Genomic DNA, 13,255 nt, shown 5'->3' on the forward strand with positions numbered 1-13,255 from the left:
CTCGCGCAGCCTACAGATCCTTGGGCAGTTCGGCGCCCAGCCACTTCTGCGAAATCGCCGACAGCGACCCGTCACGCTTGGCCGCGGCCAGGATGTCGTTCACGCGGGCGCGCAGCTTCGGTTCGTCCTTGTTCAGGCCGATGTAGCACGGCGAATTCTTGATCAGGAACTTCGTTTCCGGCTTCTTGGGCGGATTGCGCGCCAGGATGGCCGCGGCCACCACGTTGCCCGTCGCGATCATCGGCACCTGGCCCGACAGGAAGGCCGTGATCGTGCCGTTGTTGTCCTCATAGCGCTTGACCGTGGCGGACTCGGGCGCAATCTTGGTCAGCTCGATGTCTTCCACCGCGCCCCGCGTCACGCCGATGGTCTTGCCCGCCAGATCCGCAGCGGACGACACCTTCAGGTCCGCTGGGCCAAACACGCCGTTGAAAAACGGCGCGTACGCGTCGGAAAAGTCGATGGCCTTCTCGCGTTCGGCATTCTTACCCATGCTGGAGATCACCAGATCCACCTTCTTGGTCTGCAGGTAGGGCACGCGGTTGGCGCTGGTCACCGGCACCAGTTCCAGCTTCACGCCCAGTTGCTTGGCGATGAGCTGGGCCGTGTCGATGTCATAACCCAGCGGCTTCATGTCGGCGCCCACCGAGCCGAACGGCGGAAAGTCCTGCGGCACCGCAATCTTGATGACGCCCGCCTTGACGATATCGTCCAGCGCGTCGGCGTGCGACAGGGGCGCGGCCAGGATGCTGGCGGCGGCGCAAAGGGACAGCAACAGGGTTCTGCGTTTCATAAGGAACTCTCCAGGGCCCGCACTGCCCGGTCGGGTCAGCGCGTTGCACACCAAGTCGGTATACAAAGCGAGAAGATGCAAATTCTGTGCCATGTGGGCGTCCCGGGAAGAGGGCGCGCAAGGTTCGTGCAAACGCCCCGCAATGGTGCGGCGGATGCGCCGCAGACGGGCGTATCCGCACCGCTTTGGATCGCGCGGCCTCAGGCGTCCACGTAACCTGCCATCAAACCTTCAAACCACTCCTGAAACACGGTAAGCCGCCGCGTGCGCTGGCGGCGGTGCGGATACAGCAGCGATACCGGCATCGGCGCCGCGCGCGCGGCCGGCATCACTTCCACCAGTTCACCCGCTTCAAGCAGATGCTGCACGTCAAAACGGGGTATCTGGATCAGGCCCAGCCCCGCCAGGCAGCAGGCGATGTAGCTTTCTGCGTTGTTCACCACCACCCGGCTGCGAACCGTATCCTGGCGCACGCCGCCATCGGCGGACACGGATTCCCAGGGCAGCTCGCGGCCGGTCTTCGGTGACGCATACCCCACGGCCCAGTGGCCGCCCAGTTCCTCGGGGTGCATTGGCGCGCCGTGCTCGCGCAGGTAAGCCGGACTGGCACAGTTGATCAGCGCAATGCTGCCCAGCGGCCGCACGACCAGACTGCTGTCGTGCAGCGTACCGATGCGCACCGCACAGTCCACGCCCTCCTGCACCAGGTCAATGGCGCGGTCAGTGGAACTCAACACCACCTGCAATCGCGGATGGCGGCGCAACAGGCCGGGCAATTGCGGCGCGATCAGCCGGCGCGCCACGCGGCTGGGCACATCAATGTTTAGGCGGCCCGACACCTGCCGCTCGCTCGCCTGGAACAGTTGGTCGATGTCTTCGACTTCCGTCAGCAGCGGCAACACGCGTTCCAGCAGTTGCTCGCCGTCGGCCGTCAGCCGCACCTGCCGGGTCGTGCGATGCAGCAGCCGCACGCCAAGCTGCGCTTCCAATTGCTGGATGGCGGCCGAGACGGAGGCCCGGGGCGCGTCCAGGGCATGAGCCGCCTTGATGAAACTGCCCATCTCGGCAACGTGCGCGAACACGCGATACTGGTCGAATCGGTCCATGAGCGGCCTGTGGCGATGCGGTGGGACGGGACAACGGAATTGCGCGCGCCCTCCCGTTGCCCCGGGGGCGCGCGCAAGGCACCAAAAGCATAGCCGCAATCGGGGGGCGCCCAGCCGCGTCAGGCGCTGCGCCAGATCGCCAGGGCAGCCAGCGCCGCCGGCACCAGGAATACGATCGCCAGAATCGGCAGTTCCTCGCGCACGCTGTACCCGGCATGGGTGACGCCCACCCACATGTTCACCAGCGACACCACCAGCCAGACGGGAATGAAAGCCTTGGCCGCCACCGCCAGCGCTGCCGCATCGCCGCCCCACAGCTTGCCAAAGAGCAGAAACACCCCCAGCAGTACCGCGCCGCCTCCGATCACCATTGCCATATGCATGCCGCGCTCCCTGTCCTGACACCTACTTGGTCGTGTAGCCGCCGTTGATAAGGATGGTCTGCCCCGTGATCCACCAGCCGTCGCTGACCAGATGGCGGATGAAGGGCACCACGTCCTCGATATCCGTCAGCCCCGTCTTGCTGAACGGCGACAGCGCCGCCGCGGTCTTGTGATATGCCACGGCGTCGTCGCCCTCGGCCGGGTAGAAGAACGGCGTATCCATAGGCCCCGGTCCCACCGCCGTCACCGAAATCCCCCGCGCGCCAAACTCCTTGGCCGCCGCACGCGTGAAATGCTCCACCGGCGCCTTCGTGCCCGCATAGGCCGCATAGAACGGCGTGAAGGCGCCCAGCAGCGACGTCACCAGCGTGCACACCTTGCCGTTGTCGTTGACGTGCCGGCCCGCCTCGCGCAGAAAGAAAAACGCCGTCTTGGAATTTACCGCCGTCATCTCGTCGTATTCAGCTTCGCTGATCTCGGTAAAGGGCTTCTTGAGCACCTTGCCCACCGTATTGATCGCGATATCCGGCCGGCCCACCGCCGCCACCGCATCGGCAAACAGCTTCTCCACCGCCGCCGCCGTCGTCAGGTCGCCCTGCAACGCCACGGCCTTCGCGCCCGCCGCCTGCACTGCCGCCACGGTCGCCTCGGCCTCTGCCTGGGATGCCGCGCTGTTGTAGTGGATCGCTACTGCGCGGGCGCCCTGCTCGGCCAGGTCGCGCGCAATCAGCCCGCCCAGATTCTTCGCCCCGCCCGCAATGATCGCGACCTTGCCCTTGATCGAATGGTCCGCCATGGAAAATCTCCTTCAGGTGTTTCGGATGTCGATGAAGCTTCGAGCTTAGGCAAGCGCCCGCGCCCGATAAACCACCTGAAGCTGGATGGATCATCCAGAAAAACCACCCAATCGCGGCGCGCGGTGTGTGCGGTGTCCAGCAACCGGCAACAAAAAAGCCGCCCCTATTGAAGGACGGCTTGTATCGACGGCTGTCGCCAATCGCGCTCAATCCACCTGCGCGCCCGACTGCTTCACCGCCTTGCCCCACTTGTCCACTTCCGCGGCAATAAACGTCCCGGTCGCCTCAGGCGTCAGCGGCATCGGTTCCGCCCCGCGATCCCGGAAGAACTTCTGCATTTCCGGCGTATTCAACACCTGCCCGATCTGCTTGCTAAGCGCATTCGTAATCTCCGCAGGCGTGTCCTTGGGCGCCAATACCGCCGCCCAGCCAATCGCCTCAAACCCCGGATAACCCGATTCCGCCACGGTCGGCACGTTGGGCAACTGCGGCAACCGCTTGGCCGTCGTCACCGCCAGCGCCACGGCCTTCTTGCTTTGCACGTGCGGCAGGCCCGCCGTCACCGAGTCCACCATCAGCGGCACCTGATGCCCCAGAAAATCCGCCTGCGCCGGGCCACTGCCCTTGTACGGAATGTGGCGAATGTCGATATTCGCCGCCGCCTTGAACATCTCGGCCGACAAATGCTGCGTGCCGCCAATACCCGCGCTGGCATACGCCAGTTCGCCCGGATTGGCGCGGGCCTGCGTCACCAGCTGCTGCAGCGACGTAATGCCCGACGCCGGCGTCGCCAGGAACATCAGCGGCACCGAGAACACGCCCGACACCGGCGCAAAGTCCTTTGTCAGGCTGTAGTTGATGGTCTTGTACAGCGTCTGGTTCACCGCTGCCGCGCTGCCGGCGATCACCAGCGTGTAGCCGTCCGGCGCCGCGCGCGTGGCCTGCTCCATGCCGATATTGCTGCCCGCGCCCGCGCGGTTCTCCACCACGATCGGCTGCTTGACCGCAGCGCCCAGCTTCTCGGCCAGCGCGCGCGCAAAGATGTCCGTCGCCTGCCCCGGCGGGAACGGCACGATCAGACGGATGGGACGGTCGGGAAATTCCGCGTGAGCGGGCGTCATGGCGGCGGCCAACGCCAGGCCGGCGGCAAGACTGGAAAGAATACGTTTCATGATTGGTCAGTAAAAAGCGACGGCGGACGGCGCGCGAGGGGCGCATCGCCTGCATAAAATAGAGTGCCCGCGCTGGCAGCCCTTGTGAGGCCGGCCCGGGGCAGATCGGAGGGGTAGCGTCACGATAGCATCCCCCCGTCGGTGCTACATTTGCCTTTTCGCGCGTCCCCCGGGGAAGTTCCCCGAAATTCCCTTCATCCCCTGTCCTTACATCCCGCAGGAACCGCCATGGAATTCAGCCAGTTCAACGTCAACACCCTCATGGAGATCACCTCCCGCCCGGACCTCGTGTTCGTCAGCGGCAAGGGATCCTGGCTGGAGGATCACGCGGGCAAGCGATACCTGGACTTCGTGCAGGGCTGGGCGGTGAACACCCTGGGTCACTCCGCGCCTGAAATGCAGCGCGCGCTGGTCGAGCAGTCGCAAAAGCTGATGAACCCGTCGCCGGCGTTCTACAACATCCCCTCGATCGAACTGGCCCAGCGCCTGACCGGCGCGTCCGACTTTGACCGCGTCTTCTTCGCCAACAGCGGCGGCGAAGCCAATGAAGGCGCCATCAAGCTCGCGCGCAAGTGGGGCCAGGTCAAGAAGAACGGCGCCTACAAGATCATCACCATGAACCACGGCTTCCACGGCCGCACCCTGGCCACCATGTCCGCATCGGGCAAGCCGGGCTGGGACAAGATGTTCGCCCCGCAGGTCGAAGGCTTTCCCAAGGCCGAACTGAACGACCTGGAATCCGTGCGCAAGCTGATCGACGACAAGACCGTCGCCATCATGCTGGAACCCGTCCAAGGCGAAGGCGGCGTGCTGCCCGCCACCAAGGAATTCATGCAAGGCCTGCGCAAGCTGGCCGATGAGAACCAACTGCTGCTGATTGTCGACGAAGTCCAGACCGGCATGGGCCGCACCGGCAAGATGTTCGCCTACCAGCACTTTGACGTCGTCCCCGACATCATGACGCTGGCCAAGGGCATCGGCGGCGGCGTGCCGCTGGCCGCCCTGCTCGCCCGTCAGGAAGTCAGCGTGTTCCAGCACGGCGACCAAGGCGGCACCTACAACGGCAACCCCCTGACCACCGCCGTCGGCGTCGCCGTCTTCGACGCGCTGGTCGCGCCGGGCTTCATGGACGCGGTCACTGCGCGCGCCAAGCAACTGTCCGAAGGCCTGCTGGCCATCTCGGCCAAGTACGGCATGAAGGGCGAACGCGGCATGGGTCTGCTGCGCGCGCTGGTGATGGATCGTGATGATGGTCCGGCGATTGTCGAAGCTGCGCGGAATCAGGCGCCGGAAGGTCTGCTGCTGAATGCGCCGCGTCCGAACCTGCTGCGCTTCATGCCCGCGCTGAATGTGACGGCTGAGGAAGTGGATTCGATGCTGAAGCAGCTGGATGCGCTGATTGCGCAGGTGCGTAAGGCTTGATGAGGTTTTAGAGAGTAGTGAATGCAGGGGCCGCGATTATGCGGCCCCTGTTTTTTTGGGTTGACTGGATCGCGGTTGGGGTTGGATATGCGGCCGCGGGTTGGGACACGTTTAAGGGAATCGAATGGACGCGAAGGAATTTGTCGGCAACTGGAATGCGCTGCGGGGCGAGCTGTTGGATACGTTCATGGCGGCGGATGGCGGGAGCGCGGTCGCGGCCAAGGTGCGGGGGCTGGGGTTGTCGGCAGAGCAGCTTGAGGGAGTGCGTGGCGTTCTGGATCTGGCGCTGCGGGACACGATGTATTCGCTGCTGTTGGGGTTGGATGGGGCGGCGAGTATTGGCGATAGCCAGGAGCAGTTCACCATCGCGGGTGAGGATGGGGTGGTGATTGAGGAAATTGAGTCGGAGGCGTGGGAGTGCTTCCATGGGGATTCGGGCGTTTGCGGTTGATTCGCTCGCGAAGGGACTGGGTTTTCTGGTGGCCGTTACGGGAGTTTGAAGATGTCCAAGTCGCCTGCTGATGACGTGGTGTCGATCTATCGCGAGCATGCCGACGCGTTCGTGCGGCTGCGCGGGACTGAGCTGATCGAGCGCGCGTGGCTGGATGCGTTTCTGGCGCTGCTGCCGGGGGCGATTCCGCGGGTGCTGGATATTGGGTGCGGGTTTGGGGTGCCGATTGCTCAGTATCTGATTGAGCGTGGTTGCCGGATTACGGGTGTGGATACGTCGGTGCCGTTATTGAAGCGGGCGAAGGCGGCGTTTCCTGGGCATCAGTGGATTGCTGCGGATATGCGGCAGATGGCGGTCGCGGGGCCGTTTGATGGGTTGATCGCTTGGCATAGCTTTTTTCATTTATCGCCAGAGGATCAGCGGGCGATGTTTGCGGAGTTTGGGCGGTTGGCTGCGCCGGGGGCGGTGTTGATGTTTACGAGTGGGACGGGGTTGGGTGAGGCGATTGGGGAGTTTGAAGGGAGGCCGCTGTATCACGGGAGTTTGGAGGGGGCGGAGTATCGGGAGTTGTTGGGGGTGAGTGGGTTTGAGGTGGTGCGGCATGTGGTGGAGGATGCCGGGTGTGGAGGGGCGACGGTGCCGGTGGCAAGGTGGGCGATGGATAAGGGAATGATTCGATAGGAAGCCTGAGGCGGCGTCCAAATCGAGCCGCAAGGTAGGAGGTTTCCCGCGTCTGGCGTTGCCACTGGGGCATGAAGAGCGCCCACGCGTTCGCGAAGAATCCCTCGACTACAAGAGGTAGGCTCAGCCGTCAGAATTTGCAAGCCCGAAGGAACGATTCGAAGCCAGAAAACTTCCAGACTGGGAGTCGTTTGATGGGCCACCGCACGTAAATTTCGGCGTTAAACGACCGCGCTGCGGCGCTCCGATTGTGTCAATTGGTAGCAATGGCTACACTCTGAGCACCTAAAGATAAAAGGCTTGACTATGGCAACGAGGAATGGGTCACGGCTAGTTATGCCGGCGATTAGCAAACTCCATTTCGATCTGCAGAATCCTCGGTTTTCTAACCTCGCTGATGAACGAGACGCGCTGCATGCTTTCTGTTCCGGATTACACGCGGCAAAAACGGTGAGACTAGCCGAAAGCATCGCGGAGCATGGTCTAAATCCGTCAAAAGCGCTGATCGTTGTTCCTGCTCAAAAGGTCGGCCATTTTATCGTACACGAAGGAAATAGACGCTTAGCCGCCTTGCGCCTCTTGGCAGTACCAAAACGGGCTGCGGATTCTCCCCTCTCTCGTCCATTTGCAGCGCGCGTTAAAAAGGCTTCCGCTTTAATTCACGAGCGGGGATTACCAAAAATTCCGTGTGTTGAATTTTTTTCGCGGGACAGTAGCGATTACTGGGTAAATCTCGAACACACCGGTGAAAATGACGGTATTGGTGTGGTGGCGTGGGACGGTGAAGAAACGGCACGTTTTCGGGGCAGTGATCCCGCACTTCAGTTACTGGATTTTGTAAGGAGGTTTGGGGAGCTTTCTCCTGCCGCAAAGGATGGGCTCTCCCGTTTTTCAGTGACGAACCTCAAGCGCATTTTAGGTGACCCCTACGCGAGAGCCCATCTCGGTCTGCTTATTAAAGGTGGTGAAATATTCGCAACTCATCGGATGGAAACGCTGCTCCCCGCGCTCACTCGCGTAGTTGAGGATATTGCAACTAAGGCAATAACTGTTGCCGACATTGATCACAAATCGGACCGGAAGAAATATATTGATGCGTTAGACGTGTCATTACCGACTAGTCTCGTCCTTGATAGTCCCCAAGCCTTGGCAGAGGTCGGCGAAGCCAGCAACCCGCCTTCCCCCGGTCGAATAATCGAAAAAAGAGCTTCCCGAGAGAAGAATATTCCCACGTCTCGTGTGAGGAAATCGGTCATCGACAAGAAATGCGTATTGGCAATAGACATTCCAAAAATAAATGACGTCTATGACGAGCTGAAAAGGCTCGCCGCATTCGATTTTTCGAATGCGGCGTGCGGACTGTTAAGAACGCTAATTGACACTTCGACCCAAGAGTACGTCACTAGAATGAAACTGCCTTTAAAGCGAAATCAGGATGGGCATATTGACCTTAAGCCTCGTATAGAGGCCGTGCTTACTGATGTCGCGAACCGAATTGGCGACAGGGAAATCGCGGCCTCTGCAAGAAATACCTTACTTCAGCCGTCAGGCGTAATAAATATAGACAAGTTGCACTTCGTTGTGCATGGGCGTCACGTGCATCCAGATTTTGAGCAACTCAAGCAGGGTTGGAATATGATCGAGCCCTGGATGCGAGGTTTATGGACCGTCTTGCGCGGTGCGAGCAACGTGGCGTGACCTACAGCAGCACACTCCAATGACATCAAATTTCTACACGCCTCTTCGGTATCCCGGAGGCAAAGGCAAGTTGGCCGACTATATTAAGGCCGTTCTAACAGAAAACAATCTTGTGGGCGGGCATTATGTAGAGCCTTATGCGGGGGGCGCCGCTGTAGCTATGGAATTGCTGATTTTAAATTTTGTGGACGAGATTCACATAAATGATTTAAATCGCGGTGTATACAGTTTTTGGCGGTCCGTTCTCGATCGTACCGACGAGATAGTTGCATTAATCGAGAACACTCCGGTGACGATGGACGAGTGGCTGCGTCAGAAAAAAATTCAGGCAAAAAGTCGTCCAACGATACTGGAGCTTGGTTTTTCGACCTTCTTTCTAAATCGTTGCAATAGATCCGGCATTTTGAAGGCGGGTGTGATTGGGGGCAAAAAGCAAGACGGAAAGTGGAAAATTGATGCGCGGTACAACAAATCTGATCTTGTCAGTCGAATTCGGGCAATTGCTGAAATGCGTGACCAGATAACGCTCTACCGGAAGGATGCGGTCGAGCTTATTTCAAGCCTAAGTAGTTATTTGCCAAAAAAAACACTTTATTATTTGGATCCGCCTTATTACGTAAAGGGTAAAGGCCTCTACGATAATTTCTACGATCATGCGGATCATGCCGCTGTGGCTACGGCAGTGAAGAACATAAATAAAGGTAGCTGGCTCGTTTCATATGATGATGTCGCTCCGATTAAGGATCTTTATGTCGGAATTCCTCAATTACGTTACACGTTGAGCTACAGCGCACAAAGTAAAGGGCAGGGCGGAGAAATTATGTTCTTTGGCCCAAAAGTTTCGGTACCCGCTATACCAGAATCTGTACCGATGAGGCTCGCTGCGTAAACATATCGAGTGTTGGGTTAGGCCGTTCTTCGGTTAGTCAGACTTTCGTGTCGTACAGGTTTTTCGAATAATTATCAATTGACCGCCGTTCGTTTCCACACGTCTGGCGGAGCGCGCCTTGCGCACTAGTTGTCGGAGAAAGTATTGAAAAACAAAGCAACATTGGCAAGTTGGAAAAAGCTGCTGGAAGAGGGGCGGAGGAAGCCGTCGACGCAAGACGCGGAGTCTGATAATGAGACGACTCCGGTAAAAAATTTCGAATCCAGAACTCAACACGAGCGAGATTTTGATAGGATTCTATTTTCCACGCCCGTTAGACGGCTGGCCGACAAAACCCAAGTATTTCCTTTAGATAAAAACGACAGCGTCCGAAATCGCTTAACGCACTCGTACGAAGTCTCAAACTTGGCTAGAAGTTTAGGTGTCGCACTCGTACATTCTGAGACCACGGTTTTATCTGGGGTCGATAATGTGCAGCGAAATGTTCCTGCATTACTCGCTGCGATCGGATTGGCTCATGATCTTGGAAATCCCCCTTTCGGTCATCAGGGCGAAGCCGCTATTCAAGGTTGGTTTAAACAGAATAAATCCAACATTATCGGCAATGGGCGGCGCTCGCATAAGCTCTTCAATGACTTCCTATTATTCGAAGGAAATGCTCAGGCATTTCGGTTGGTGACAAGACTGCAGTTATTGAGCGATTCCTACGGCTTGAATCTGACGCATTCGACGCTCGCGTCGTTAATGAAGTATCCCGTAGGCTCAGACCAGATCGATAAGGACCACGTCGCGAGAAAAAAACATGGTTTTTTTTGGTCGGAACAGAAAATTGCCGCTGAAGTCTTAAAGTGTGTGGGGCTGGAATTCGGGAAGAGACATCCGCTCGCTTATCTGATGGAGGCGTGCGACGATATAGCGTATGTCACTTTAGACGCGGAAGATACTGTTAAAAAAGGACTAGCTTCGTTTTCCGACCTAATTGCTCATCTGCACCATGAGTGTGCGGGCGACAAGATGGTGGAAAGAGTACTTATAGCGAGTGAGCGCAAGCATAGCGACTATCGTAAGATCCAGTCCGGCCTGTCGCCGGCTGAGCTAAATGATCTGTCTATGCAGATATTCCGTGTCCACGCAATCGGCGCATTAGTTAATGCCGTGAAAGTCGCTTTTGAAGAGAATGAAGGTGACCTCTCTAGAGGGCGTTCGGCTAAGTCTTTGATTGAACTGAGTGAGGCCAACCGCCTTCGAGATCTTTTGAAAAAATTCTCTTTCCGATATGGCTATACTAATAAGGCGGTCCTGGCACTCGAACTAGAAGGATTTAATGTTATCAATTCGCTCATGAACATGCTTTGGTTTGGCATTGATAACATGTTCGGTTTAACGGAGCAAGATCAGAAAGGCGCTCACCCCTTTGCGCGCTATGCGTTTCAAAGAATATCGGAAAACTATCGGCGAGTTGCAGAATTGGCGCGCTCGGAGAAGACGCTACCTGTGTGGTACATTAAGTGTCAGCTGTTAACTGATATGGTTTCTGGCATGACAGATTCATATGCCATTGCTCTGCAAAAAGAATTGTCTGCGCTGCAGGGCGATTTAGAATTGTAATAAAATGACTGCAACGATCTTCGAGCGGAATAGAATTGGTGGGCGTGTTTACTCCTATCTATCCCGGCCGCGTAAGCAAGATGCGTCAGCGGCACTGATTAAACTTATTCGAGATATCCTCCCCGGTACTTTGGTATTTGGGGGAATGATCAGGGATATGGCGTTTGGAAGCGCCCGTGACTTTGATTCTGATATTGACCTTGTATCGCTCGCCACCAGATCAGAAATTTTACGTGCCGTAAAGGAGTTCGAACCGCAAGCCAACAAGTTTGGAGGATTCAGGTTCGTGCATAAGGGACGTCTATTTGATATTTGGGCCTTTGAAGATACGTGGGCCTTTAAAGAAGGCCTGGTCCGGGCTGGTGCGGAGCAAGATTTGTGCAAGACCACGTTTTTCAATGTGGACGCGGTTTATCAAAAGTTGGGGTCGAGCAAATTAGTCTGTGAAGATTCCTACTTGAAGAATCTGCATCTAAGAATTTTAGATATTAATCTTGCCGAGAATCCCTCGCCGGAAAAGATCGCTTCCCGCGCTATATGGTTGTCTTGGAACTTGGAACTCGCGTTATCTGTGCGTCTTCAAGACTACGTTTTGCAGCATGCTTCCAAGGGTTTGTGGAGCCAGACTCTTTCAAGGGCGATTCTTCGAAAATTAGAGCGCCATAGGCTGTTGAATGAAAACGCGCTTTTTGCTCCCTCGAGTCAAATGATTCTTGACCAGGGATCGTTTAGGGCATTTTTTTCAACATAGTTCTCATCGTGGCTTCGGGGAATGTTCGAATTTTTGTGTTTTGGGCTTGACGTGTTACTTAAAACGCATGTTTTCTACCAAGAAAAGGCACCCCGATGAGAACTGCTGGCATTTCCCGTCGCGTTGGTTGCTTAATTCGTTATAGGTCTGGTGACCACTGAGGCCGGGCAGGCTTTGTCTATGACATCCAATAAAGCGTGAATAGGACGATTTTAAGCACGGAGCTGGGCCCCCGAGGGGGTATCGGGGGCAGCGAGCGCCTCCCGTTCAGGCCTCCTCCTGTCAGCGCGATGGCAAGAGTTGCAAGACGGTTCTGACCGATGGCAGCTCGCTGCGGGTGGATATTTCCGTGCGACCGCTATGGCGGCTTCCCGCCGATCCTAAACCCAGAGCACTAGCGCCGCGTTACCGGTTTTGACGACAAAGGCATCGTGCGGTGTACGCCCTTGGCATAAACGTTGCCTGAAATCTAGAAATTCCTGCACGAGCAATAAAAAACAGAAATCTCATCTGAGTTCGTCTGCGCGTTGACCGAAGCTTTGATAGACGAGGCCTTCTGTCTGCGCGTGGGAACGTCTCCTAAGCTGTCTCAGCTGACGTGCCGGAAATAAGCAGTCATGGAGGAAGATAGACGCGATCGCCCCACATCATCCGTAACCGGGAGTAGGAGGTTGGTATGTTTGCGATGGCGTCGGAGCTTGATATAAATATGGCATTGCAATGCGAATGTATTCCGAAAGAGAAGTCGCGGATACCCCTTCCCTAGTAACACCAATTACAGACGCGACCGATTCGGGTGCAACCGTTCCGCTGCTACGCCCGTCGACTTTCTTCAGCGCAAGCAAATCTGCCAAGTACTCGTTAAATTTTACTGATTCCAGCCCGAAATTTAGTAAGTCTAATGGAGATGCGACTGTGTTCCTTGAAAAATAAGTGCAGGCGTTAAGACGCAACTCGGGGTCGAAATATGATCCATAAACAAGAAAATGGTGGCCGTCTTTTGCCATTAATAATTCCGACGCTTCTTCGTAATCTGCAAATTTATCGCGCTCTGTTTCGAGTTCGGCTTCCGAACGCTTAAATTCTACTAGTGCAATTTTTGAGTCTGATGAAAAAACCCCGTCGCCGGCTCGTTCGTGAACTCCGCTAAGTGGTGCTGCAAATTGAAGTCCTCGTTTTCGCTCCGCATCGAGCACGAATTTGTATTCAACGGTTTTTTCCCACCATACTTGCTGCGATTTCACTAGTTCCTCCCGTGTGGGGATTGATTAAAATGCGTTAGGTCAACCTTGCATGATTGCGGTCTAGCTGGCGCAATGGCTATCAATGACAAAAATCTTTTGGCATACGCCGCGGGCTCGGGCTTTGAGACCTCACATTGCTAAGACGGCCAATAGGCGTAGCGTGAGCTTCTACTGCGCCTGCTTACCACCGGCTCGAACTTGCGAAAATACTATGAATTCACCTGTTCTCGGTAAATGTCAGTTTGGACGGTAAGTGTTCG

At 56.7% G+C, this 13,255-nt stretch carries 13 protein-coding genes; 7 read left to right on the forward strand and 6 right to left on the reverse strand.

The genetic code is table 11. The features are described 5' to 3' along the window. Positions 1-10: 10 nt before the first annotated feature. The 5 genes from V6V88_RS00355 to V6V88_RS00375 form a co-directional block, all read right to left on the reverse strand. On the reverse strand, positions 11-793 hold the full coding sequence (locus V6V88_RS00355; RefSeq protein WP_253854301.1) for a transporter substrate-binding domain-containing protein: 783 nt from the start codon (positions 791-793) through the stop codon (positions 11-13). A 200-nt stretch (positions 794-993) separates the two neighbouring features. Continuing rightward, the gene (locus V6V88_RS00360; RefSeq protein WP_338617180.1) at positions 994-1,899 is read right to left on the reverse strand and encodes a LysR family transcriptional regulator; all 906 of its coding nucleotides are present in this window, start codon (positions 1,897-1,899) and stop codon (positions 994-996) included. A 119-nt stretch (positions 1,900-2,018) separates the two neighbouring features. Next, on the reverse strand, positions 2,019-2,282 hold the full coding sequence (locus tag V6V88_RS00365) for a hypothetical protein (protein WP_056327710.1): 264 nt from the start codon (positions 2,280-2,282) through the stop codon (positions 2,019-2,021). A gap of 22 nt (positions 2,283-2,304) precedes the next feature. After that, positions 2,305-3,078 carry an SDR family oxidoreductase gene (locus V6V88_RS00370; RefSeq protein WP_056327711.1) on the reverse strand — a complete coding sequence of 258 codons (774 nt, stop codon included), beginning with the start codon at positions 3,076-3,078 and terminating at the stop codon, positions 2,305-2,307. Positions 3,079-3,285: 207 nt separating this feature from the next. After that, entirely contained in the window at positions 3,286-4,251 is a 966-nt protein-coding gene (locus tag V6V88_RS00375; protein WP_338617183.1) for a tripartite tricarboxylate transporter substrate binding protein, read from the reverse strand. A 228-nt stretch (positions 4,252-4,479) separates the two neighbouring features. On the opposite strand from V6V88_RS00375, the gene V6V88_RS00380 reads away from it, so the two are divergent. The 7 genes from V6V88_RS00380 (at position 4,480) to V6V88_RS00410 (ending at position 11,751) form a co-directional block, all read left to right on the forward strand. After that, positions 4,480-5,673: an acetylornithine transaminase gene (locus V6V88_RS00380; protein ID WP_338617186.1), complete on the forward strand. Its 1,194-nt coding sequence runs from the start codon at positions 4,480-4,482 to the stop codon at positions 5,671-5,673. Positions 5,674-5,797: 124 nt separating this feature from the next. After that, a complete protein-coding gene (locus tag V6V88_RS00385; protein WP_338617188.1) occupies positions 5,798-6,124 on the forward strand; it encodes a hypothetical protein in 327 nt (108 codons plus the stop codon). Between the two features lie 51 nt (positions 6,125-6,175). Next, entirely contained in the window at positions 6,176-6,805 is a 630-nt protein-coding gene (locus V6V88_RS00390; RefSeq protein ID WP_338617191.1) for a class I SAM-dependent methyltransferase, read from the forward strand. A gap of 336 nt (positions 6,806-7,141) precedes the next feature. Further along, positions 7,142-8,503 (forward strand): hypothetical protein, encoded by a 1,362-nt coding sequence (locus V6V88_RS00395; protein WP_338617193.1) that lies wholly within the window; start codon positions 7,142-7,144, stop codon positions 8,501-8,503. A 19-nt stretch (positions 8,504-8,522) separates the two neighbouring features. Beyond that, positions 8,523-9,392, forward strand: a complete 870-nt coding sequence (locus tag V6V88_RS00400) for a DNA adenine methylase (protein WP_338617196.1) — start codon at positions 8,523-8,525, stop codon at positions 9,390-9,392. Positions 9,393-9,536: 144 nt separating this feature from the next. Continuing rightward, on the forward strand, positions 9,537-11,000 hold the full coding sequence (gene dgt, locus V6V88_RS00405) for a dGTP triphosphohydrolase (protein ID WP_338617197.1): 1,464 nt from the start codon (positions 9,537-9,539) through the stop codon (positions 10,998-11,000). 4 nt (positions 11,001-11,004) lie between these two features. After that, complete coding sequence (locus V6V88_RS00410; protein WP_338617198.1) at positions 11,005-11,751, forward strand: hypothetical protein; 747 nt, start codon at positions 11,005-11,007, stop codon at positions 11,749-11,751. Between the two features lie 647 nt (positions 11,752-12,398). Here V6V88_RS00410 and V6V88_RS00415 read toward each other — a convergent pair. Then, positions 12,399-12,995, reverse strand: a complete 597-nt coding sequence (locus tag V6V88_RS00415) for a hypothetical protein (RefSeq protein WP_338617200.1) — start codon at positions 12,993-12,995, stop codon at positions 12,399-12,401. Between the last annotated feature and the right edge of the window lie 260 nt (positions 12,996-13,255).

Source organism: Achromobacter sp. E1, assembly GCF_037039475.1.
GTDB classification, from domain to species: domain Bacteria; phylum Pseudomonadota; class Gammaproteobacteria; order Burkholderiales; family Burkholderiaceae_B; genus Achromobacter; species Achromobacter mucicolens.